We start from the raw sequence: 24,011 nt of genomic DNA, 5'->3' as shown, positions 1-24,011 counted from the left end.
CTCGTCAGGCCGAGAGATAGGCGTTCTCAATGTCTTCAATGCGGTTCTTCGCCTCGGCAATCGGAAGGTCTAGTTCGACTCGCCCGCGCCTCATGACGTAGACGTGGTCAACGTAGTCGAGTGCCTTCCGAACGTGTTGTTCAACGAGGAGAACACCCAACCCTGTCTCAGACGCCGCAGTGCGCAACGCCTTGAAGAGGCGTGTCACGACGAGCGGGGCGAGGCCGAGTGACAGTTCGTCGGCCAGAATCAGGTTGGGTCCTCGCACCATGGCCCGACCGAGCGAGAGCATCTGCTGCTCGCCTCCCGAGATGAGTCCGGCCTTAATACGCAAACGTTTCTCAAGTTCTGGGAAGAGCGCGAGCACGGTGGGAATGTCTACACCGCCCACTCGGAGGTTTTCCTCAACGGTCAGCCCCTTGAAAACGGACCGTTCTTCCGTGACATACGAGAGCCCATTGCGTGCACGCTGGTACAAAGGGGCTGTGGTTGCGCTGCCGTTAATCGCCACACTTCCCGCCAGGACACCGATGGCCCCGCTGATGGCCTTCAGCGTGGTTGACTTTCCCGCACCATTTGCCCCGAAGAGAGCGGTGACGGTTCCCGATTCAACGGTCAGGTTGATGTTTTCCACAACGGGTTGGGTGCCGTATCCAGCGCTCATCCCGATAACGTCAAGTGCGCTCATCGATTCATTCCTTCCGTGATTTCTTCCGACGAGGGAGCTCCGAGGTAGGCCTCGAGAACAAGGCTGTCCCCGCGAACTTCAGCGGGGCTTCCTTCGGCGATCTTCTTTCCGAAGTCGACGACAACGATCTCGTCGCACAGACCCATGACGAAGTTCATGTCATGCTCCACGAGCAGGACTCCTATGCCCCAGTTCTTTGCAAGTTTTCGAACCATTTCTGCGAGCTCCGCCGATTCGACATCGCCCAATCCGGCTGCGGGCTCGTCCAGCAGCAAAATGCTGGGTTCGATGGCAACAGCGCGGGCGAGAGCGACAAGTCGACGCTTGCCGTAGGGCAGGTTCTCAACCACCGTGTCGAGTTCATCAGCGAGGTCGAACTCACGGATCGCTTCGATTGTGGCCGGGGAGAGTCGCGGTTTGCTCGGCCGAAAGATCTCCAGGAAGTATGAACCCGACTCGAATGGATCGGCAGCCGTAAGCAGATTGTCGAGAACGGTACAGTCTTCGAAAAGCTCAAGAGACTGGAATGAACGGCTGACTCCGGCCCGTGCTCGACGCATGGCCGAGAGATCATTCATCTTGACTCCATCGAGGATGACATCGCCCTCGGTCTGCGGGGCGAAACCGGTGATCGCATCGATGATGGAGGTCTTTCCAGCACCGTTGGGCCCGATCAGGCCGAGAACCTGGCCAGGGCGGACCGTCAGGGTCACGCCTTCCACGGCGACCGTTCCGCCGTATCGAACGGTCAGGTTCCTGACTTCCAATACCTTCTGGCTGACGCGCACCGAAGCTGCGTTGGGAACCATCAGCTCCTTGGAGGAATGCGCCTTGGCATCACGGGCCAGCTTGGGCAGAAGTCCCTTGAACAGAGTCGACATTTCCTTGGCAACACCGTTCTGGTTCTGGATCACGAAGAAGATGATCAGCACACCGCTCACGAGAGGCAGGAACGTGCTGAACTCTCCCGGGATTGCGTTCAGGAGAGCGGCACCAATGGATCCCGGAGCCAGCGTTGCACCAAAGAGCGGGCCGAGGAGGAATCCGATTCCGCCGATCATCGCCCAGCCCACAGCCGAAATCGAGTTGAAGCTCGTGAAGGTCGAACCGAAGACGATCGATTCGCTGCGGAACGCGAGGATGATACCGCCGCACGCCGCTATGCCGGCAGCGACACCGAAGGCGTACAGCTTGGCTGACGTGATGCTGATTCCGAGTGCGGCGGCGGCTCGTTCATTCGTTCGCACCGCAATGAGCTTGCGGCCGCTTCGGCCGCGACGGATGTTGCCCACGACCAGGGTCATCAGGAGCAGGAGCCCCAAGGCCACGAGTCCATATCGCTCGGGATGAACGATGGCGCTGATGTTGAGGCCGAAAAGCAGGGGTTGCCCGATTTGGGTCCCGAAGAAGCCGCCCGTCAAGAAGTCGCTGTTGAAGACCATGAACTCGAGAGTCGTGCCCAACCCGAGAGTGACAACGGCCAGGGTGATCCCCCGGGTTCGCACCGCGGGGAGCGCGATGAGAATCCCGACCGGAATGGTGGCCAAGATGCCGGAGATGAGAGCCACTTCGAAGGAGACATGCCAAATGGAAACCATTCGACCGGCGATGAATGCGCCAAAACCTGCCATCGCAAATTGGGCCAGCGAAATCTGTCCGGCATAGCCGGTAAGAAGCACGATGGACAGCGTTATCATGGCCGCGGCAATGGTGATGGTCAAGGCATCCTGCCAGCGAGGCGGAACGGCGATGATCAGGATTGCGGCAGCAACGAGAACAGGAACGACGATTCTCCAGCGGATGCGTCCCGATCCAACCAGGGGAAGCTTCTGGAAGATGTAATCGCGGAGCGGAAGAGACTTGCCCCGCACCAGCAGGATGATAACGATGGCGACAAGGGGAAGCGAGTCCGCCAGCCCCGGGATGTCTGCTGAGAAGCGTCCCACAGCGGTCTGCATCATGCCGATGACGAGCCCTGCCACCAGTGCGATCGGGAACGAACGGAAGCCGGCAATCAGCGCCGTTGCCATGGCCGCAAGTACAAGGTTCGTCATCACCGAGACCTGAAGGGTGATGATGGGCGAAACGAGGATTGCGGCAAGACCGGCCAGTGCGGAACCAACGGCCCAGTTGATCATGGCGATGCGATCAGACGACCAGCCCAGGGTCGAGGCCGCCAATTCATTTTCAGCCACCGCTGAGGTGCCGAGTCCGAATCGTGAGTATTTGTAGACAGCCCAGAGGATGACCGTCAAGACCACGGCGATGACGACCATGATGAGTCGGTCCCAAGGAAGGACTATCGATCCGGATAGGGGAATGACGCCTTGGGGCAACTCGGGCGTCACGAATGTCGTTCGGCCGCCGTATTTCAAGACTGCGAGGGACTGCAGGGTGAGCAGGATCCCGAGGGTCGCCACGATTCGCGCCAGCGGCGAGGCGTTCTTGAGCCGGCGCATGATGACGACCTGCACGAGAACACCGACAATTCCCGAAGCGGCGATGCCGATCAATGCCGATACCAGGAAGGGAAGCTCGAACGTCGTGCGAGCCTCGTAATAGACGTAGGCCCCGAGCATGCCGACGGCACCCTGCGCAAAATTGAGAACACCCGAACCTCGGTAGATGAGAACAAGACCTTGCGAGGCAAGTGAGTACATTGCACCCAGGCCAAGGCCGATCAGTGCAAACCGCAGAACTTCTTCCATCAGGTCCTTCTTCCATCAAATTCAGATTCAACAAAAGGCCGGAAGGGCATGAAGCTCCTTTCGATCCTCATTGATCGGGGTTGGACAGGGGGTCAACGCTCGACCTGCTGCACGATCCCACAGGCTACTTGATATTTCTACCAATCGTATGGTGGAAAGTCAACTATTGTTTCTACTCGATCACGCCGGGATTCTCTGGCTGGCGTCCCTCCGGAAACAAACAGTAATTCAAACAAACGCTTGACAGATTTATCTCGCCTTTGCGACACTTATCGAGAGCTCACAGACCCGTCGTTTCCGCGCAAGCGGTCGAAGCGCAACAGGGCAAATGTGATCATGACGCAGCGAGGCGTTGCTATGAAATGGAGAACACAAGGACTATGAAATCGCAGCTGGTTGAAAAAGGTGACTATGCCGTTGGAGTCGACGTCGGGGGGACCCATACCGACCTCGTCCTCTCGGGGCCCAATGGTCTCGTACGCAGTAAGTCGTTCACGACACATGGTGATTACAGTGTCGGCATCTTCAATGCGCTTGAGCTTGCAGCGAACCAGCTCGGCCAGGAACGCGATGAAGTTCTGGCCCAATGCCATGCGTTCATCAACGGTTCAACTATTGTCACCAACGCCATCACCGAGTTGCGTGGTGCCAAAGTAGGCGTGCTCATCACACGCGGATTCAAGGACACGTTTCGTCTGGCCAGCGGCGCCCGCCGCGTTGAATACGACGACCATCTCCAGACTCCCCCGCCGGACGTCGTTGCGCGGGACTGCATTGAAGAAATAAGTGAACGCGTGATGAGCAATGGCGAGATCGCCGTTCCCCTCGATGAAGTCGAAGTCCGTGCCGCCGTCCGTCGTCTTCGCGACAATGGTGTTGAAGCCATTGCAATTTGCTACCTGTGGTCGTTCAGCGACGGCACGAACGAGAAGCGAACCCGCGAGATTGTTCTCGAAGAGATCCCCGGAATTTTCATCACCCTCTCTTCTGAGGTTCACCCCGTCGTCGGCGAGTATCCGCGATTCATGACCGCGGTTTTCAACTGCCTGTCACACCGGGCAACGACACGATATGTCGAAGGCCTGCAGACACAGCTCGGCAATGCGGGTTTCACCGGCACCCTCACCTTCTTTCAGGGAATCGGTGGATCCGTCGGCGCCGAGGCCGTTCAGGCCAAGCCTGTCACCCTGATGCAATCCGGCCCGGCGGGCGGCGTGATGGGGGCCCGGCACGCTGCCGCCCGACTCGGACTGACGAATATCTTCGTCGGTGACATGGGTGGAACGAGTTTCGACACGGCGGTTCTCCCCAACCTCGAGCCGTCCATCGCCAAGCAGGCAACATTCGGACCGTTTCACACCGGAATCAACATGTTGGACATCGTCTCAGTCGGCGCCGGCGGCGGCAGCGTGGCATGGCTCGACGGACGAGGCGTTCCCCAGGTGGGCCCGCACAGCGCGGGTTCCGAGCCCGGCCCCGCCTGCTACGGACGCGGCGGAACAGAACCGACGGTTACCGATGCGAACGTCATCCTGGGGTTGATCGATCCAGGAAACTACCTCAATGGTCGCCACCAGCTCAGCGTTGCGGATGCGTCAGCAGCTGTGAAGAACCGAATTGGGGATCCGCTGGGCTGGGATGTCAAGCAAGCCGCAGCAGGCATCTATGACCTTGCCGTCATCGAAATGGCCAATGCACTGCGTGTGGTCAGCATCGAACGAGGCCATCACCCTCGTGATTTCACGTTCTTCTCGTACGGGGGAGGGCTCGGCTTGTTTGCCGTGGAAATCTGCCGCCGATTGGGCTGCCCGAGTATCGTCATCCCCGATAATTCCTCGGCGTTTTCCGCGTATGGCGTTCTGATCGCGGACTACGTGCGTCAGTACGAGCAAACAGTCAACTGGGATCTCAGCGACCCAAGCCAGGCCGATCGGATTAACGAAGCCATGGCGGTCATGCTCAGCCAGGCCAAGCACGACGCTGGTCTCGAGGGGATTGCTCCAGAGGATCTCTCGGTTGAACGAAGCGGTGATTTCCGTTTCCTCGGACAGACATATGAAGTCACCGTTCCTTTGCAGGACGTGGATTTCGTTCCAGCCGACGCTGCTCGCCTCGCGGAGGATTTCCCTCGCGTCTACGAGCGCAACTACGGCGAAGGAACGGCATGGAAGGGCTCACCTGTTGTTCTCATGACCCTCTCGACCCGGGTCATCCACCACCGCCCGAAGCCGACTGAGCGTCAGCAGGCGGTTGTCGTCGGAGCCCCCACGCCGCAGCCTGTCGGAGAACGCTCCGTCTTCCTGCCCAGCGAGCGACGCGACGCAGTGCTCCCCATCTACGCCGAAGCAGACCTCATCCCCGGCGCCGTGGTCAACGGCCCCTGCATCGTTGACGTCGGAGATACGACAATCTACGTACCCGAAGGCTCCGAATGTGGCCGTGACCAGTACTTCAATTTCACGCTCACCGCGTAAAGAACCAGAGAGAAGACAGTCATGAATTCTGCAAAGACGCAGGGAACCCTCGAATACGATCTAATCGATGTCGAGGTTCACCAGAAGTCGATTCGCAACATTGCCAACGAAATGGCCATCACCCTGATGCGGACATCGGGTTCCCCGGTCGTCACCGACGCCAAAGACTTCAGCACCTGCATCCTGGATGCAAACGGTGAGCAGCTCGCGTTCTCGGGATTCGTCTCGTTCCACGTCAGCACCGCTCTCCTGGGCGTTCAGGCCGTTATGCGTCGAGTCGACCCCGCCAACCTTCGGCCCGGTGACGCCTTCGCCTGCAACGACCCGCACACCTCCGGCGCCGTGCACCAGGGCGACGTGGGTATCGTTATGCCCTTCTTCTTCGAGGACAAGCTCGTGGCCTGGGGCTATGTGAACGAACACGTCCTCGACATCGGCGGTTCTGCCATTTCCGGTTTCGCGCTGGGTGCCGTGGACTCCTTCTCGGAATCCCTCGCGTTCCCCGGAACGCGAATTGCTCGTGATGGCGCCATCGATCCTGAATGGGAAGGTTTCATCGCTAATAACGTACGCATGGCGGGAACAGTCCTCAACGACATTCGCAGCATGATCGCCGCCAACAACGCCGGCCAACGCCGTCTCGAAGCGACATTGGCTGAAATCGGCCTTGACCGCTTCACAACGTTGAACGAAGAGAGCAAGCGGCTCTCTGAGATCGGCCTGCGTGCCATCATCAAGTCAATGCCGGACGGCACGTATGACAGCAGCGACTGGGTCGAATTCGACGCCCGCGGCATTGAAGAACTCCACGAGATTCACTGCCGCCTCATCGTGGAAGATGATGAGATAACACTGCAATTCCGCGGTGGACCTCAGACGGATTCATTCGTCAACGGTGTCGAACCGTCGGTTCTCGGCCAGTCCTGGACGACGATCTTGGCGCAGCTGGCCTATGACATCCCCATCAATGCCGGAATTTGGCGTCCGGTCCACTTCGATCTGGGACCCAAGGGTTCCATTGTCAACGCGGTGGCCCCGGCTCCCGTCACGATGTCACACATCCAGACGGGAATGCGCGTCAACAAGTTGCTCATCGATGTGTTCTCCCAGGCCTGCTCCTTCAGCAAGAATCCCGTCATCGGCGCTCGTGTTGCCGGACAGCCTGCCCAGAATCAAACCTATTTCACCGCCTTCGGCGTTGATCGCCGGACAGGGAACCCCACTGTTTCGTTCTCGATGTCCGTGGGTATGTCCTCGGGCGGAGCGGGACAAAGCGTTGGCGACGGCATGGAAATCTATGCCGCACAGGCGATGGCCGGGTGCGACATGCCCGACGTTGAGGCTGAAGAGATGAGCCAGCCCGGAATGATCCTCTGGCGCCGCGTGGAGCCCGACACCGGTGGTGCCGGAGTGTTCCGAGGTGGCAACGGCGTCAACACCTGTCTCGCCATCCTGCACTGCGACCGGATGAATGCCGGCGCCTACACGAACAGCGCCTATGTTCCTCCTCGTGGCGTTGCCGGCGGATTCGCCGGTTCGGCCGGCACGTGGAAGCTTCTTCGCGACACGAACATTCTTGATCTCCTGGAGACGGGAACCTACCCCACTGAAGAATCGCTTCAGGGACACTCCATCCCCGGCCCCACGCAATCCGCGTCGCTCACGCTCAACCGAGGTGACGTCTACACCGTTATCCACGGCGGCGGCGGCGGTGCCGGTGACCCGCTCCTGCGGGAAACGCACCGTGTGAGTGCGGACGTCTCCGACGGCTACGTCTCCGCTGGAGTCGCCCACGATGTCTATGGTGTCGAGCTCGCCGAAAATGGCAGCGTTGATGAGCTCGGAACCATGGCTCTTCGTGAGTCAATCCGTGAAGCGCGAATCGGCGGCAAAGTGAAGCGCCCGATCCTGAGCAACGCGACGGCCTTCGCGCCTCTGGGTATCGTCAATGAGCGCTGGGCCTGCAACATGTGCGGCGAGGACCTAGGCGCCAGTACGGGCAACTGGCGCACCCAGGCGGTGACGAAGGAACAAGAGATTTCCGGCCGTTTCGCGGAGCTCAAGTCGAACGTTCGCAAGCGTGTGCAGTTCGAAGAGGTTGTTCTTCGCGAAAACAGCTGCCCGGGCTGCGCAAGTTCGCTCGTGGTCGACGTGACCCTGGACGGGCACCCCTTGGTTCAGTCCAGTCGTCCCGGTATCTTCGAGCGGTTCCCCGCGGAAGCGTAAAGAACCACACACCACGCACTACAGCCCCGGACCTGAAGGTCCGGGGCTGTAGTGCGTTCGGCCCGCGCGGGGTGTCCGGTTCACGAGCGGAAGCCGGATCAGAACCGGCTTGCGACAACACCCCGATGGGCTGCCATGTTCGCGATCGCGGAGACACGCAGGCGCGCCAAACGACCGCGCCGAGCAGCGAAAGTAGCCAGAGCAGCGGTCGTTCGTCTAGAGAATGGCGAGTGCGTTTGCCGTTGAGCTCGCTCCCCCGGTCAGGGGGAGCGGTGCGGCGGAAAAGAGGAAGTTGTATGCGTTGAGCTCGAAACACCTGTCAGCGAGGGCATCCAGATCGAGGAGCTCTGCCAAGGCGAAGCCCAGCCCGGGGATCAGTCGCCGGTGAAGCGAGCCATTGCGAGGATCGCCAGGAGCGCTCTCCACAGCGGGGTTGTCCGATGCGACGGCAGCAACCTTGTTGTCCCAGAGGAATCGCGCCATTGCCTCGGTGGACGCTATTCCGGCAAACTGGTCCCCGACGCGGGAGACATCTCCGTCGGTGGAAGCTCGACGTCGATATTCACCCATCCACCCGGTGCGAACACAGAGGATATCTCCGGGCTGCAGATGCTGTCCTTGCCAGGCGATGATGTCGGCGATTTCAGACGCTTCAACGGCGTCCTCCACGAACGGGTCCCACGCGATATTCTGCGCGGCCCGATACCGAACGACGTCGACGAGCAATCCGCGGCCAACGATGCCGTGCTGGGCCCAGTGGTGCATTCCCAGTGTTGTTCGGGCTTCGTCGCCGTCGGTGATGCCACCGTAGAATCCGAATTCTCGGGCCCGGATGTGGGTTAGGCCGTCCCATTGTGATGCGGACTGAGGATTGAAATCGTTCAAGGTGTCTTCGAACGTGTTCTTCCCGGTCTCCGTCACGAGATGCCCCAGGCTGGGGCGGCCGAAGAGGGGCGGTGCGAAGTCGTCGAAGGGAACATTGAGAGAAATCGTCTCCCCCGTACGGACGGCATGGCTGGCCTCGAGCGTCGCCGCCGGGCTCAGAAACGCGAGCGTTCCCAACGAAACGGGAAGGACCCCCCACGAGTGCTTGATGCCGATGGTGCCGATTTCAGGGAGGTCATCGAATGCGGGAATCATGGGATCCGTTCTTGGCTAGAATTTCATTTCGCCGGAGTTGAAGTGAGCGATGGCGCCCTTGAGGCCACGTTCCTTGATCAGGTTCTGCAGGAGCTGAACCTCGGGCGTGAGATGGAGGAGCGCATCTGTTTCGGCGCCCATCCGCCCGATCGTGACGAGACCCTGAAGTTCGGAAACCCGATTAATGGCCTCCTTCTTGAGCTTCAGAATCGCCGTCGGCGTGCGAGCGATGGAGACCGCGAGCGCTCGCACGTGTTCATCCAAAGCATCCGCAGGGACCGCTTCCGTGGCCCAGCCCCATTCGACAGCCGTCACACCGCTGATGCGATGGCCGGCGTCGAAGCTCATGAGCTTTGCGCGCTTGGGACCGACGATGGTGGCCCACAACGGGGAGATGAACCCACCCCCGATGGGAACAGCCGGGGAAGCGGCGATGACGGCATCTTCAGCCACGATGGTGATGTCGGAGAACACACAGAGCTGCGTCGCTCCGGCCATGCAGAAGCCGTGAACGGAGGTAATGACAGGAAGCGGGTGGCGCCACACTTTCAGAAACAGATCGATGTTCGCGAGCTGACGGTCACGGTCTTCAACCGGGCTTCGCTCGTGCGCGTAGCCGATTTCATTAGAGTCCGAACCGACGTCGTAGCCCGCCGAAAATGCTCGGCCGCTGCCCCTGAGGACGATGACCCTGCTGTCTGACGTTGCCAGGAAATCCAACGCGTGGCCTAGTTCTTCCAAGAGCTGATCATTCAGGGCATTGAGCCGATCAGGCCGGTTGAACGTGATCCAGGCGACGTTGTCTTCCTCGAGGAGGGTGATGGCTTCGTAGTCTGCGGTCATGGCCTTACTTGCTTCCGGTCAATTTGCTGAGGTGAACGCTGAAGTCAGGAGATGACACCGAGAAGGCTGTGGCCGTGCTCTTCTCTCCGACCAAGTCCACGATGTTCTCGACGATCCTGTTTGCACTCCGGCGAGGGTCCTTGCGCACAGGTCCCGCCGCGAGGGTCTTGTTCACCTCATCTTCGGAGTTCATGTAGCGAAGCAGCAGCTCCTCGTCCGAGATCCCGGCGGCAAAGCGCGAACGAATCTCCTTCAGGCTGGGCTCGGGGCGCTCCCACTGGGCAATTTGCTTGGCGCGCGCACTGGAGAGAACGCGGTCGCGCACGTTCTGGTTCACGGTGCCGTGGATGGGCCCATAGTGACCGAGAAGGTAGTGGATGACCTCGTCAGGAACCAGGCTGTAGGGGTCGCCCGTAACAATATTGAGCACCGCTTGTATTCCGACGAACTGGGAGAACGGAGTAGCCATGATCGGTTCGCCGAAATCCAAACGAACCTGAGGGATCGCGTTCAGGACCTCATTCAGCCGGTGAGCCATCCCATGCTTGCCGAGCTGGTTGATGAGCGTGCCCGTCATGCCACCGGGAAGCTGGTGATCGTAGATCCGGGGGTCGAACTCGGCAGGCACTCCAAGTAAGTGGTTTCCGGCCTTGGCTGCTCGAATGAAATTCTCGGCAACGGGCGCAAACATGTTCCGGTCGAGCGAATGGGTGTGGCCCATGTATTCGACGATGTCGACCATACTCTCCGTCGACGGAAGAGATGCCCCATTGGCGAGAGGGCGTGACGCGGTGTGGATACGGTTAAAACCGCTCTCAATCCCCACCATGTAGTTGTGCTGGGCCATCCCGGCGTTGTTATGGCAGTGAAGCTCAAGAGGCATATCGCCAGCCGCCGCGCGGATTGCCGGTAACAGGGTCTTTGCGCGTTCCGGTTTCAGAATGCCGGGCGCATCCTCTACATAGATGGAACGCACTCCTGCCCACGATGCCATTTCCTTTGCTTGGGCGGCGAAGAACGCGTCGTCGTGAATCGAGGTCAAGCCGTACATGATCGACGGGAGCGCCTCCCCGCCAGCCGCGGCAATCACATCGACCAAGCGCTTCATCACCGGGAGGTCGAAGGCACAGTCGTAAATCCAAAAATTCTCAACGCCGTGCTTGATCAGCGTTTGGACCCACAGGTCGATGATCGATTCAGGGGCGCGGGCGAATCCCATCACGCTGTGGGTGCGCATTCCGCAGCGCGTTTTGTTGCCCGGCAGGCCCTTGACGAGGAAGTCCATCGTGTCCCATGGATCGTCGTTGAACTCCCGAACGAGGACGGTGAAGACACCTGGGCCCGTCAGATCAATGGTCTCGAATCCCGTCTTGGCCAGGTACGGCAGGGCATCTGCGGCATCGTAGGCACGCATCCGCAATCCCCAGAGGCTCTGAGTTCCATCGCGCAGGGTCTGGTCTACAAATTCGACATTCATGCTATTTCCTTCGAAGCGTCGGGGCATGCACACATAGTGAGCGGTGACAAGGGAACGTGCTTAGGCTGCGGGCCGGGCCGGAAGAAATGATTCTTCGAGCCATTTGGTGGTGATGGGTTGGGTGCGGAAAGTCTCGTTACGCATAATGTCGAGCTGAAGGTCGATTGTCGTGTCGACGCCGCGAACGGTCGCTTTGGCCAGCGCGCGGGCCATCAGGTCTACTGCCTGCTGTCGGTCGGTCGCATGAACGATTATCTTCGCGATCAGCGAGTCATAGTAAGGGGGTACGTGAGCTCCGTTGTGTGCGTAGGTATCCACGCGAATGCCCGTGCCCTGAGGCATCGTCCACTCCTCGATCAGGCCGGGGTTGGGCAGAAAATTATTGCGAGAATTCTCGGCGTTAATCCGGCACTCGATGGCATGCCCTGTAATAGAAACATCCTCTTGCGAAAACGACAGGGGCAAGCCTTGGGCGATACGAATCTGTTCGCGCACGATGTCGATTCCCGATACTGCCTCAGTGACGGGATGCTCAACCTGAACTCGGGCATTCACCTCCAGAAAGACGAAGGCGTTTCTTTCTACGTCAACCAGGAACTCGGCTGTTGCTGCCCCGACATAGTTGAGGGCTGTCGCCAGGTCAACTGCAGCCTGCCTGATCCGGATGATGAGGTCATCCGGAAGACCGACACTGGGTGCCTCCTCGATGATCTTCTGGTATCGACGCTGCGCTGAGCAGTCACGTTCGCCGAGGTGGCAGACGGTCCCCTGGGAGTCGGCGAGGATCTGAATCTCAATGTGTCGAGCCTTCTCGATGTAGGGCTCGAGATAGAGGGTTCCGTCACCGAAGGCACGCAGTGCCTCGGTGCTCGACCGGACAAAACCCTGGCTGAGGTCATCGGGATTCCTCACGACCGTCATTCCACGTCCACCACCGCCGGCCGACGCTTTGAGCAGGAGAGGGTATGCGTTCAAGTGCTCGGCCGTCCGGATCGCGTCTTCGACGCTGGTCAGCCCCGGAGATCCCTTGCCCGTGGGAATACCAATGGACTCCGCCACCGCGCGTGCCTGAAGCTTGTCGCCCGCGCGACGCATGACCTCAGCCGGAGGCCCGATGAACGTGATCCCGTTTTCTTCACAGGCGTCAACAAGAGTCGGCCGCTCGGAAAGAAACCCATAGCCAGGGTGGAGTGCATCGCAGTTCGCGTGACGCGCCGCTGCCACGACCCGTTCAACGGAGAGGTAGCTTTCCCCCGCTGCTGCCGGCCCGATGACGACGATTCGATCTGCGAGTTTGGCCCCGAGCGAATCAACGTCGGCGGCCGAGACGGCGAGGACACTCTCGATATTTTCGTCGAAGCAAGCCTTGATGATACGAACGGCGATTTCACCGCGATTGGCAATCAGAATGCTGCGCACGGGGTCAGTTCGCGGTGACGTCAACGCTGAACAGGGGTGTTCCATATTCAACGGTCGCCCCGTTTTCGGCATGCACAGCCGTCACGATCCCGGTAACCGTGGAGGCAACGTTGTTCATCAGCTTCATGATTTCAACGATGCACACCGTGTCCCCGACCTCAACGCGCTGACCGACCTCAATGAAGGGAGTGGCGCCGGGTTCGGGGGAACGCCACAGAACCCCAATGCTGGGTGCCGTGATGGCGAAGTCCGTGGCATTGGCCGGAGCGTGTGCCGTTGCTGCCGGCGAGGACGGAATCGGAGCGGAAACCGCCACTGCGGGGGCCGCAACAGGGGCGACGACCGGCTCCGCGACCGGTGCAGGAGTCGTCATCGCGGTTGATCCGCCGGGAAGGTGGGCGCCGTTACGAGCAACGGAAATCTTTACGTCGCCGACGCTCACGACGGCCTCATCCCAGTCCGATTCGTGGAGGGCTGCGACGATGCTATTGATATCAGCGGACGAAAGACTCACTGTGGGCTCCTTTGCCATTCTCGGTCTGCCGGATTAAGACCGACGTGCTTGAATCAAACAATCGGTTGGCAGTTTTAGTATATGGTCACCAGAACAAGGCGGTCAAGCATTGTTGTCAATACGAAGTTCGACATACTGATTCTGGTTTATCGAACAGACGTATGGTTGACTAGCTCAAGACCCAGCCAAGAACACGAAGTGAAGGTGTCCGGTGATTGACAAAGAAGTCCACGACGCGGGAGAAGCCGTTTCGGGAATCGAAAACGGCGCCACGATCATGATCGGCGGGTTCGGCCCTCCCGGCCAGCCCATCGCGCTGATAGAGGCACTCCTGAACCGCGGGGTCAGCGACCTCGTGGTCATCAACAACAATGCCGGGGCGGGCGGGGACGCCATCTCCCGACTTTTTGGAGCCGGCCGCGTTCGCAAAGTGATCTGCTCCTTCCCCAAAGCAATCGGCTCCACTGTTTTCGATGAACTTTTTCTCGCCGGCAAGATTGAGCTCGAGCTCGTCCCTCAAGGCAACCTCGCCGAACGCATCCGTGCTGCGGGTGCCGGAATCGGAGGTTTCTTCACCAAGACCGGTTATGGCACAGAGCTGGCCGCGGACAAGGAAGTGCGCCTCATCGACGGGGAACACTACGTGTTCGAGACACCCCTGCATGCAGACTTCGCCCTAATCCGGGCATCCCGTGCGGATCGCTGGGGCAACCTCGTCTACCGCAAGACGGCGAGAAATTTTGGCCCCGTGATGGCTGCCGCAGCCAAGGTAACCATTGCCGAAGTCGATCACGTGGTGGCACTCGGCGAACTGGATCCCGAGATCATCGTGACCCCCGGAATCTATGTGGACCGTTTCATAAGCACGGGCTACGCCCCGACCAACCCGAAAGTGACATCATGAGGCTTTCGCGCCACCAAATTGCGGCACGAGTGGCGAAAGACATCCCCGACGGCGCCTATGTGAACCTCGGTATCGGCGTACCGACACTCGTGGCGGATTATCTACCCGAGGACAGGGAGATCATTCTCCACACAGAGAACGGGATGCTGGGAATGGGAGGCGCCGCGCTCCCCGGACAAGAAGATGCGGACCTGACCAACGCGGGAAAGGTCTACGTCACCGAAGAGATCGGCGCGTCGTATTTCCATCATGCCGATTCCTTCGCGATGATGCGTGGAGGACACATCGACTTCTGCGTCATGGGTGCCTATCAAGTGTCGGCGCGGGGCGACCTTGCCAACTGGCGCACGAACTCGACCACGTCCATTCCCGGCGTTGGCGGGGCGATGGACCTGGCAGCGGGAGCGAAACACGTCTACGTCGTGATGGACCTCTTTTCTAAGACCGGCGAGAGCAAACTCGTGCAGAACTGCAGCTACCCGCTCACCGGCGCCGAGTGCGTGGAACGGATATACACGGACGTGGCCGTGTTCGACGTCATTCCTGCCGGCGTTCGGATTCTCGAAATCTTCGATGATCTGGATGCGGGTCAGCTCTCGACGCTGGTGGGATTCACCCTCATCGACGCGACAACGTCCGCAACCGTAAGGAACTGACATGTCAACGAACTTCGACATAGCCCGTGCCTACTGGGATGCCGAAATCACGCGAGATCTCGATGCCATAATGGCCTTCTACCGAGACGATGCAACTTTTGTGACACCGGGTTGGAACCTCCAGGGTCACGACGCCATTCGTGGCTTCTATGCAAACGCGAGCGACCTCTATCCGGGCCTTGAGGTCGCTATCGTGCACGAAACCACATCGGGTGCCGAGTCCGCATTTGAGTGGCAGTCCGTCCTCATCACGTCGGCAGGCATCAGATACCCGCTTCGGGGCATCAACTGCATGACGGTGATCGGCGGCAAGTTCGCCGCCGTCCGGTCGTTCTATGACACGGCGGAACTCACCTCCGCCTGAGCCGGGTTACGTCAGGCGAACGCGCCGCCCTGGCCAGAGTGAGGCAGCCCCTCATCCGGCGGCCGACCGCTAATCGTGCGCGGCCGGTTGGGCTTCCAGCCCGTTGAACGTCAGCTCGACAAGGGCGGAAACGAGCTGTTCGTCCGAGAAGCTCCCCGCACTTCGCGATGGCCAGAAACGAACGTTGTTCATCGCGCCGATCACAAAGCGGGTCAGCAGCCTCGCATCCAGCTGACTGCGAATCTGTCCGCTTTCCTGCGCCGCGGTGATCAGATCACGCACATGCCGTTCAAACTGCAGGCCGCGGTCTTTCGTCAGCGCCTTCCGCTCCCCCGTGAGGTTCCGCGACTCCGTGAAGAAGATGTTGGCGCGTTCAACGTTGGCCAGATACCACACGCTCTGTCGCGTCACGTATTCCAGCAACTCGTCGATCGGATCCAGGCCCAAAGCGGCAACCGCGTCGGCGATGACCATTGACTCCGAGTGCGATTCGTCGAGGATGCGAAACAGGAGCTCTTCTTTGGAGGAGAAATAGTGGTAGAGACTGCCCTTGAGCACACCGACGCGATCGGCGACCTCTTGAATTGAGGTGCCGGAATACCCTTTTTCCGACATGACGGAAATAGCTGCAGCGATGACGTTCCCGTCTCTGTTCCGCCCCTCCGCGGAGGGGCGTTCAGATGGTTTCTTTTTCATGATTACCCATTTCTCAGCCAGGGCTGACTGCGCCGCGATACCTCTAGTCCTTAGAAAGACATACTACCGATTGTTTGGTGTTTAGTCGGTATCTCGAACTTGTTTTTCCATACGATGACAACCAAATGATTGTTTGATAATATGATCCGTGCACCGCGTATCGATCGGGTGAATTGAAACTAACTCAAGGATGAGGCATCACCACATGACAGTCGTCTCAATGCTCGTACGCTCCAGTGTGGCGATCATTACCTTGGACAGTCCCCCCATGAACATGGGCAACAGCCTGTTGCGGCGACACCTGCTCGCAGCGCTGGAACTCGTCGCGACCATGTCCGATGTCCGTGCGGTCGTCCTGGCCAGCGGGCGCGCACATTTTTATGCAGGTTCTGACATCAAGGAATTCGAGAACGCTATAGAGGCACCCCAACTCCCGACCGTCATCGCAGCGCTGGAAGCACTCCCCTGCCCTGTAGTTGCAGCACTCACGGGTTTCGTTCTCGGCGGCGGCCTGGAGGTCGCTCTGGGATGCGACGCCAGAATCTCCGACTCCACGGCGGTGCTGGGCCTCCCAGAGGTGACCCTGGGAATTCTCCCCGGCGCCGGCGGCACCGTCAGGCTCCCTCGCCTTGTGGGAGTCGCGGCGGCGATTGACCTCATCTCATCCGGGCGTCACATCACGGCCAGAGAGGCACTCGGCATGGGGCTGGTCGACAGCATCGTCTCCGCAGAGGCCCTCCTTGATTCAGCAATTTTCGCCGCACGGACCATGGCCTCCAAACGACGGACCCTCGATCTGATCCCTCCCGTTGACCCGCCCGATCTCATTGAGCGTGCCGTTGAAAGAGCCTCCGGCCGGGGCCGCGCTCGCCCCAATATCACCCGGGCGGTCGAACTCACTATTGGCTCGCTCACCCGCGACTCAGCCGAGGCTTTGGCCCTCGAGCGTCAAGCGTTTAACGAGCTGCGATCCGGCACCGAAGCGATCAACCTCCGGTATCTATTCTTCGCCACGAGAGCCGCCGCAAAAGGCCTCCGCACAACTGCGACCGCCGCACAACTGTCACATATCGGAATCGCCGGCGCGGGAACAATGGGCTCCTCGATCGCTCAGGTATGCCGAACGGCGGGCTTCGCGGTCACGCTCTTCGACTCCAACCCAGAGGTACTCGACCGCGCAATGACATCGCTGGCACAGGACCACAGCGACGTAAAAAACAACGGCACCATCACCATGACGTTGAATGTCCAGGATCTGGCCACCGCTGACCTAATCATCGATGCCGTTTTTGAAGACATGCAGGTGAAGAAGGACCTTCTGGGGCTTCTTGAAACCGTTGTTTCGTCCACCGTGGTTCTGGCCAGCAATACGTCGTATCTGAATTTGGATGAAATCTCCCAGAGCCTTCGCTATCCGGAGCGCCTGGCCGGTTTTCATTTCTTCAACCCCGCAGAGAAGAATCCACTCGTCGAAGTCATCCGAACACGCTTCACAAACGACGCCACCGCGTCCACCCTGGCGGATCTTATTCGCAAGCTAGGGAAAACCGGCGTTCCGGCGCGGGTCGGTGAAGGCTTCATCGGTAACCGCATTTACACGGACTACCGAGCGCAGGCAGAATTCCTTGTCGAAGAGGGCGCCACACCTCAGGACGTCGACGCTGCCATGGTGGATCTCGGCCTCCCCATCGGCGTTTTCGCCGTGTCGGATATGTCCGGCCTCGACATCGCCTGGGCGCGAAGAAAACGTCTGAGTAGCTCTCGAAATCCGCTCGAACGTTACGTGACCATCGCCGATTCTCTCTGCGAACAAGGCCATCTGGGCACCAAGACGGGCGAGGGCTGGTACGCCTATCCCGATGGAGCGAAACGGGGAATACCCAGTGAAAACACCGCGAAGGTCATCGCGGAAAGCCGAGCCGCCCAGTGCATCACGCCTCGCCTTTTCACATCAGCCGAGATCCAGCAGCGCATCATCTCCTCCATGCTGGTCGGAGCCGCAGAAGTTCTCGCGAGCGGCGTTGCTCAGCGCGCCAGCGACATCGACGTGGTGATGACAGCAGGTTTCGCATTTCCCAAAGCGCTGGGCGGCCCCATCCGCTTCGCCGCCGCGCAGTCCCCCACCTGGCTGATGGAGGGGCTCGCAGCGTCCTACCAGTCCTGCCCGTTGATCTTCGCCTTGGCCCGGCCTGCGACCACGGGCGTCATGCCCCCAGAAGTTGTCGCCCTGCTGGCCGCAGTGGGCTCTCCCCTCAGCTGACGGCGTTCTCCACTTCCCTGCCTCGGCGCAGATCCAATTTGCGAATCTTGCCGGTGGGAGTCTTCGGCATCACATCGATGACGAAGACATCCTCCGGCACCTTGAACGGTGCAAGCCGGGCCGCCGCCCACGTCAGGAGTTTCGCGCCGGAGACGTTCTCCCCGCGACGCAGCACGACGTACACAACAGGGACTTCGCCGAAGTCGGCATCAGCGCGGGCGACTGCTGCGGCCTCACTCACGGCTGGATGGGACGACAGGACGCGTTCGATCTCACCGGGGTAGATGTTCTGTCCACCGCGAATGATCAACTCCCGCTTTCGGTCGACGATGTGCAATCGTCTTTTCTCATCGAAGAGACCGATATCCCCCGTGAGCAACCATCCATCTTCGACGGGGCGCGGCTCAGCAGTCCCCACATAGTCGCTGAACACGGCTCGACCCCAAACCAGAACTTCGCCGCGGGCGTCTTCACCGGATGGGTCCCGGATCGTGACCCGCACGCCCGGTACGACTGCGCCCGCTGAGAGATAGTCCCCGGTGTTGTTCTCTTTCGTGCCCACGTGGTTCGTACTGACGATCGCGGTGGCCTCCGTCAATCCATAGCCGAAGTAAATATGGGCTCTGGGAAACACCGACCATGCATCGGCTGAGATTTGAGACGGCGACGCAGCGGCGCCGATACCCACCCGCACGTCACCGTCAAAGCGCACGCCGGCTTGATGCAGGCGCGTCACCATGGTGGGGACGAGAGGGATGAATGTGGGCAGGAATTCATTCATTACTTCTTGCAGACGCTCGGGTGAAAAGCGACGAACCAAGCGCAGCGTGGCACCGGTCATCGCCATCATATTAATGCCCTGGTTCAGCGCGTAGGTGTTGAAGACCGGAAGGGTGAGCAGAATGCGATCTTCCTTGCCGATGCCTATCCAACGATAGGTCGCGTCATAGTTGGAGCTGAGGTTTCCCATGGATAGGAGCACGCCCTTGGGACGGCCGGTCGACCCCGATGTCTGCAGGAGGCAGGCGCCAGCGTCAGGGTGAAGAACGGCAGGGGTGGGGATCACGGCGCCCGGCGGCGGCACATCGAACTCCCCCGCGACGACGATGTTTGTTGCGCCGTCAGGAAGCTCTAACGGCGTATCGCTCACGACGATCGTCAGACCGACGAGTGTCACGACTTCGACAACTTCCGGCTCCGTCAACGCCCGATTGAGGGGCATCACGATTCCACCAAGATAGAAAACCGCGTGTTGATAGACGATGAAGTTCGGCGTGCTGTCGATGAACAGGCCCACGCGCGTCCCGATGCCGACAGCGCTCATGAGGCTGGCCGCGACCTGTTGGATCGCGAGGCTGACTTCGCGGTAGCTGTAGGAACGTTCATCGGTGACCAGGCATGCCTTGTCCGGTTGTGAGAAAGCCCAGTCGAGAATCGGCAGAGCCCGGTTCATGCGCGTGCCACCTTCGAGAGCCCAGGTTCGACGGGCCATCCGTCGAACTTACACATAGAAGTCAGGAGTGTTGAAGTACGGGACGGGAACCCCGAAGTCCTCTTCCAGTTCTTTGAGATAGGTGTTGACAGCCTCTATATCGACATGATTCGCGTTGCGCCGCACATCCAGGAACGTACCGTCGTGCTTGAAGCTGGGCCGATATGACGCCCGTAATTCCTTGAGACGAGCTCCATTTTCGCCAGACAATAGTGCCTTCGCGTCTGCTGCCGCAAGCTGAACGAGCTGATCGAAGACCGGGTAGGTGTTGCCCGCGAAGTGCAGCACTCCCGCGCCGTACAGTCCCTCCACGTTGTCGACGAGTGCCCCGAGCAGGAACTTCGGCTGCCCCTCTTCATACTCGAGCATTCCTTCGGGCAGCCAGGGAATGCTGTTGTCGTACCCCGTTGAAAAGACGATGACGTCGATCGCTTCGAAGCTGCCGTCCTCGAATATCACCCCGGTTGGAGTGATCTCCTGAATATTAGGGCGATAGGAGAGCAAGCCGTGCGCCAGAGCGTGCAGTACCTGGAAGTTGGTGATGGGGTGCGTCGCGCCCAATGGGTGATCCGGCGCGGGCAGACCGTAGTTTGTGACGTCACCCACGACAGCGTCCAGGACTTTCTGAATGATTCCCGCTGAATCCAGCCCGACAAGTTCCGCGGGCAGTTTCTCATCGGGGATGTTTCCCTGCAAGAGGTCTCCCACCGGGACGCCGTAGGCGAGCTTGGGGAGGAACCAATATCCCCGACGGGTCGAGAGAACAGCTTTCTCCGCCATGAACGCCGCGTCCGCTGCGATGTCAACGCCGCTATTGCCGGCGCCGACCACCAGCACTTTCTTGCCTCGGAAGACATCGATGTCGTCGTACTCCGAACTGTGCATGATGGTGCCGGTGAACCGTTCGGACCCGGAGAACTTGGGAATGACCGGAACCCACTGACCTCCCGTTGCGCTAACGACGCCTCGGTAGTTTCGAGTCTCACCGGAGCCCAGCGTGACCGACCAGTATCGGCCGACGTCGGTGTCCACTGGCACGGCACTGACAACGTCTGAATCGGTCCGGATAAACGCGGTCAGACCGAATGTATCGGCAAAGCCCCGAACATAGTCACGTATCTGGTGCCACTTGGGATACAAGGGGTAGGTGGCGGGCATGGGGTAGCCGATGAATCCCCCATAGTCTCGACTAGAGATGAAATGACAGCTCTCGTAGACAGGAGATCCGGGGTTGCTTTTGTCCCAGATTCCGCCGACACGGCTGTGGCGCTCGAGGATTTCAATCTTGAGCCCATAGTTGAGGAATGCGCGGGCGGTGACGAGGCCGGCAGGGCCCGCTCCGACGATCGCAAAGGTGTCAGGCAGTTCGAACGTCATGAGTTTCTCCTCATAGCTGGGGCCCACCACGAAGAGAAGTTATTATGCTCTCACCATTGAGATGTACCAATCGTTTGTACGATTCATATCATGATGCAGATATTTCGACCTGTCAATCATCTTCTTCCTTAAACCATTGCGCGAGTCGTTTGAGCTCCTCGTCGACTTCCGTCGCCCGCCCGGCCAGGATGGGGAAAACATGCTGCATGTCGGCAACCTGGCTGAGCGTTGAATCAACCCCGGCAGCGAGTGCACGTTCATGGAGTCGGCGGGCGTCGTCAAGCAGCGCCTCTCCCGAACCCACGTTGATATAGAGACGGGGGAAACCTGCGAAGTCAGCGTAAAGAGGATTGGCCAACGGATCGTCCGCCGGTGTGATGCCGCCCAGGAACATAGCGACGAGCTCAGGACCCGATGGCCTAGGAACGAGATAGTCCGTCTCACCGCTCGTCCACAGCGACGGGCTCATCAACTCGACATCAACCCACGGAGAGAAGCAGATGATATGCCGCGGACCCGGAATGCCGCGGTCCCTCAGATTGAGCGCAGTCGAAACAGCCACACTGGAGCCTGCCGAGTCACCGCCCAAGGTCAAGTTCTCTGACAGAAAGCCCCTGTCGAGGAGCTCGCAATACGCTGTGGTGAAGTCTTCCATCTGCGCCGGAAACGGGTGCTCGGGGGCTAGCCGATAGTCGAGAAGGAGAACAGTCACGTTCAGTTCTTTCGCGACATGACCGCCAAGCTTACGATGGCTGGCTGCTGAGCCCGCGATGAAGCCACCGCCATGCGCCCAGAGGACCACTTTTCGGAGATCCGCTCCGGCCGGAACTGCCCACACACAGTCGACGCCGCCAACGGTTTCGCTTCGAAAGCAAACATCTTCCGGTTCCATGGTCGGCCGCTGCCACTCTTCAAAAAGTTCCCGAACGGCAGAAAGCGACAACGCCGGTTCGACAGCCATGCGCACGGACCAATCTTTATAGAGATTCGCAAGAAAATGCAGTCCATCGTCCGCTGCCATGTTGTCCTCATATAGCTCATTGTCCGGAGGTGATAAATCAATCGTTTGTTTTACACTAGGCCCCTGCATCCCCACAATGGAAGATGTCGCGGCAGACAAGACTGAACCGAGAAAATCAGAGAACCGCGCGCAAATCCGTCGCTGCCCAAATCACCGTCACCATGCTGCTCCCCAACTTTCAACCTGCGCGAGATCGTGGCCACCATCCGCGACAAAATCAAAATCGACGCAAAAAACGGGTCGGAGGGTCACGCACCGACCGTAAAAATGCGTCGCCGTTGCCTTAACGGGCGCGACACGCGGCCCGGTACTTTGAGTCGACAACTCGGCCGTCGTCACCAAACTCAACCAATGGCGGCACGCACGCCTGAAATCAAATGCGGGGGTCAAACCAACCATCCCGTTACGAGCCGTCCTCGTTCACTTGCTCCTGCACGTTCAACTGGGCGACGGCATCAACTATCACCGCATCACAGAAACCCTCGATGTTCACTTCCGCGCCGAAGAGTTCGCCCTGCTCGGCATACAAAACCACGCCGGTGACCACGACGCGTGGTACCCACGCCTGTGGCGCTCAGCGAATCGCACGATGGCCCGTGTTGTCCGTACCCCGGTCCCCGAAACAAGCGGCTGAAGCCGAAGACCTACGCAAAGTTGCTCGCGAAGCAATGAACGCCAAGGGCCATACGAAAGTCTGAACGCAATCTTGAGCGTCTGGACTGGCTGTGCGAACAACTCCTACACACCAATGTGCGAATGCTTCCGGCCGATGCGACCCTGATTTCGAGAACCGGGCGACCCAACCCCACAGGGCTTATCTGGAAAACCGCGATGCCTACCGTATGAAGCCCAAAGGCCAGCCCAACAAGGACGGTTCTCAATGATTCCTTTACCCGTTCCCGGCACGTACATGGCTATCGACCGTGCCAGTAGCAAAAGAGTCGCCAAACCGACTACACGCTGTCAGCGTCACAATCCCTCTCGACGCCGGAGCACCCGCCGAACGAAACCAAGACCCCAGGCTCGCCGTCAAGCACCTGCAAAAATTTCCCTACAAGTCGCCGGAGCACCGGGAGCACTTCGGCATGCGCAGCCTGGTTGGATCTGCCAACAAAACGATCAAGGCAAAGAACTTCGAAGACCTAGCCAACGTCAGCAAACGCTCAGGCCTCGACTCCAGCACGACTCCCACTGCACGCCGAAACCTTTAACCTGCCCACCGCAGGTATTTTTGCGTTTAACGCGCAGCCGCCGCAGAAGCTCCAGACCGGCCCGATCACATCGTTAAATACCGAAGGCCGGCCGAGTATTTCTACTCAACCGGCCTATTCGCTTGGATTCCATGAAAATGATTTCTCGATTTCCTGAAACATCCGCAGTGCGCGAGAGGGGACTTGAACCCCTACGTCCTTTCGAACACTGGCACCTGAAGCCAGCGCGTCTGCCAATTCCGCCACTCGCGCGAACTTAGGAATGCTAACACTGTGAGGGGGGTCAGCGCCATTCGACGGCGCGCCGCGCGGGCCGTGGGGGCCAGATCGGGCGTGATCACGCCCGATATCGGTGGCCGCTACGGTAATTACCGGAGCAAGCACTCACATCGGGCGCACTCCCAACGGATGCCGCCGCTCGACTGCACCTACAAGATCCACCCGCCCAGCCCCCACCGTATCCGCACGCCCGCATACGCACGCGCGCATCCGCACGCCCGCGCGCACCGCATCCGCTCCAAAAAAGTCCAAAGGAATGCCC

General features: G+C 59.6%; 18 protein-coding genes and 1 tRNA gene. 6 read left to right on the top strand and 13 right to left on the bottom strand.

From position 1 onward, the window contains the following. Positions 1–4: 4 nt before the first annotated feature. Together E3O11_RS08450 and E3O11_RS08445 are read right to left on the bottom strand one after the other, a co-directional pair. Positions 5–688 (bottom strand): ABC transporter ATP-binding protein, encoded by a 684-nt coding sequence (locus tag E3O11_RS08450; RefSeq protein ID WP_092448050.1) that lies wholly within the window; start codon positions 686–688, stop codon positions 5–7. Further along, positions 685–3,396 (bottom strand): branched-chain amino acid ABC transporter permease/ATP-binding protein, encoded by a 2,712-nt coding sequence (locus tag E3O11_RS08445; protein ID WP_092448049.1) that lies wholly within the window; start codon positions 3,394–3,396, stop codon positions 685–687. The genes E3O11_RS08450 and E3O11_RS08445 overlap by 4 nt, the downstream gene beginning before the upstream one ends. Positions 3,397–3,776: 380 nt before the next feature. Between E3O11_RS08445 and E3O11_RS08440 the strand changes: the two genes are divergently transcribed. Both E3O11_RS08440 and E3O11_RS08435 read left to right on the top strand, forming a co-directional pair. Then, on the top strand, positions 3,777–5,870 hold the full coding sequence (locus tag E3O11_RS08440) for a hydantoinase/oxoprolinase family protein (protein WP_158251672.1): 2,094 nt from the start codon (positions 3,777–3,779) through the stop codon (positions 5,868–5,870). Between the two features lie 21 nt (positions 5,871–5,891). Beyond that, positions 5,892–8,096 (top strand): hydantoinase B/oxoprolinase family protein, encoded by a 2,205-nt coding sequence (locus E3O11_RS08435; protein WP_092448047.1) that lies wholly within the window; start codon positions 5,892–5,894, stop codon positions 8,094–8,096. 216 nt (positions 8,097–8,312) lie between these two features. Here the strand turns inward: E3O11_RS08435 and E3O11_RS08430 are convergent, their stop codons facing one another. Genes E3O11_RS08430 through accB form a run of 5 tightly spaced genes read right to left on the bottom strand, consistent with a single transcriptional unit; the run spans position 8,313 to position 13,489 of the window. Next, entirely contained in the window at positions 8,313–9,236 is a 924-nt protein-coding gene (locus tag E3O11_RS08430; protein WP_092448046.1) for a cyclase family protein, read from the bottom strand. Between the two features lie 15 nt (positions 9,237–9,251). Next, positions 9,252–10,079: an enoyl-CoA hydratase-related protein gene (locus E3O11_RS08425; RefSeq protein ID WP_092448045.1), complete on the bottom strand. Its 828-nt coding sequence runs from the start codon at positions 10,077–10,079 to the stop codon at positions 9,252–9,254. A 4-nt stretch (positions 10,080–10,083) separates the two neighbouring features. Beyond that, positions 10,084–11,556, bottom strand: coding sequence for a carboxyltransferase (locus E3O11_RS08420; RefSeq protein ID WP_092448044.1), 1,473 nt, complete (start codon positions 11,554–11,556; stop codon positions 10,084–10,086). Between the two features lie 60 nt (positions 11,557–11,616). After that, positions 11,617–12,975 (bottom strand): acetyl-CoA carboxylase biotin carboxylase subunit, encoded by a 1,359-nt coding sequence (locus E3O11_RS08415; RefSeq protein ID WP_092448043.1) that lies wholly within the window; start codon positions 12,973–12,975, stop codon positions 11,617–11,619. A 4-nt stretch (positions 12,976–12,979) separates the two neighbouring features. Further along, entirely contained in the window at positions 12,980–13,489 is a 510-nt protein-coding gene (gene accB, locus E3O11_RS08410) for an acetyl-CoA carboxylase biotin carboxyl carrier protein (protein ID WP_158251673.1), read from the bottom strand. A 211-nt stretch (positions 13,490–13,700) separates the two neighbouring features. Here accB and E3O11_RS08405 point away from each other — a divergent pair, with 211 nt between their 5' ends. Genes E3O11_RS08405 through E3O11_RS08395 form a run of 3 tightly spaced genes read left to right on the top strand, consistent with a single transcriptional unit; the run spans position 13,701 to position 15,413 of the window. Continuing rightward, on the top strand, positions 13,701–14,393 hold the full coding sequence (locus tag E3O11_RS08405) for a 3-oxoacid CoA-transferase subunit A (protein WP_092448041.1): 693 nt from the start codon (positions 13,701–13,703) through the stop codon (positions 14,391–14,393). Beyond that, positions 14,390–15,049 carry a 3-oxoacid CoA-transferase subunit B gene (locus E3O11_RS08400; protein WP_198415574.1) on the top strand — a complete coding sequence of 220 codons (660 nt, stop codon included), beginning with the start codon at positions 14,390–14,392 and terminating at the stop codon, positions 15,047–15,049. Before E3O11_RS08405 ends, E3O11_RS08400 begins: the two co-directional genes overlap by 4 nt. Before the next feature lies 1 nt (position 15,050). Beyond that, the gene (locus E3O11_RS08395; protein WP_092448039.1) at positions 15,051–15,413 is read left to right on the top strand and encodes a nuclear transport factor 2 family protein; all 363 of its coding nucleotides are present in this window, start codon (positions 15,051–15,053) and stop codon (positions 15,411–15,413) included. A gap of 69 nt (positions 15,414–15,482) precedes the next feature. Here the strand turns inward: E3O11_RS08395 and E3O11_RS08390 are convergent, their stop codons facing one another. Then, complete coding sequence (locus E3O11_RS08390; protein WP_092448038.1) at positions 15,483–16,109, bottom strand: TetR/AcrR family transcriptional regulator; 627 nt, start codon at positions 16,107–16,109, stop codon at positions 15,483–15,485. A 190-nt stretch (positions 16,110–16,299) separates the two neighbouring features. Between E3O11_RS08390 and E3O11_RS08385 the strand changes: the two genes are divergently transcribed. Further along, the gene (locus E3O11_RS08385) at positions 16,300–18,369 is read left to right on the top strand and encodes a 3-hydroxyacyl-CoA dehydrogenase NAD-binding domain-containing protein (protein ID WP_092448037.1); all 2,070 of its coding nucleotides are present in this window, start codon (positions 16,300–16,302) and stop codon (positions 18,367–18,369) included. On the opposite strand, the gene E3O11_RS08380 is transcribed toward E3O11_RS08385, so the two are convergent. The 5 genes from E3O11_RS08380 to E3O11_RS08365 all read right to left on the bottom strand — a co-directional run bounded on the left by E3O11_RS08380 (position 18,362) and on the right by E3O11_RS08365 (position 23,722). Further along, entirely contained in the window at positions 18,362–19,822 is a 1,461-nt protein-coding gene (locus E3O11_RS08380) for a class I adenylate-forming enzyme family protein (protein WP_166791505.1), read from the bottom strand. The two genes, E3O11_RS08385 and E3O11_RS08380, sit on opposite strands and share 8 nt — an antisense overlap. Positions 19,823–19,870: 48 nt before the next feature. Further along, positions 19,871–21,238, bottom strand: coding sequence for a flavin-containing monooxygenase (locus E3O11_RS08375; protein WP_092448035.1), 1,368 nt, complete (start codon positions 21,236–21,238; stop codon positions 19,871–19,873). A gap of 112 nt (positions 21,239–21,350) precedes the next feature. After that, positions 21,351–22,259: an alpha/beta hydrolase gene (locus E3O11_RS08370; RefSeq protein WP_092448034.1), complete on the bottom strand. Its 909-nt coding sequence runs from the start codon at positions 22,257–22,259 to the stop codon at positions 21,351–21,353. Between the two features lie 403 nt (positions 22,260–22,662). Beyond that, a complete protein-coding gene (locus E3O11_RS17590; protein WP_158251675.1) occupies positions 22,663–22,806 on the bottom strand; it encodes a hypothetical protein in 144 nt (47 codons plus the stop codon). Between the two features lie 832 nt (positions 22,807–23,638). Further along, a tRNA-Leu gene (locus tag E3O11_RS08365) sits at positions 23,639–23,722 on the bottom strand. Between the last annotated feature and the right edge of the window lie 289 nt (positions 23,723–24,011).

Origin of the sequence: Cryobacterium levicorallinum (assembly GCF_004402405.1) — a bacterium.
GTDB classification, from domain to species: Bacteria; Actinomycetota; Actinomycetes; order Actinomycetales; family Microbacteriaceae; genus Cryobacterium; species Cryobacterium levicorallinum.
Note: the sequence above shows the minus strand (reverse complement) of the source record. Positions and strands in the feature narration are given on the sequence as shown.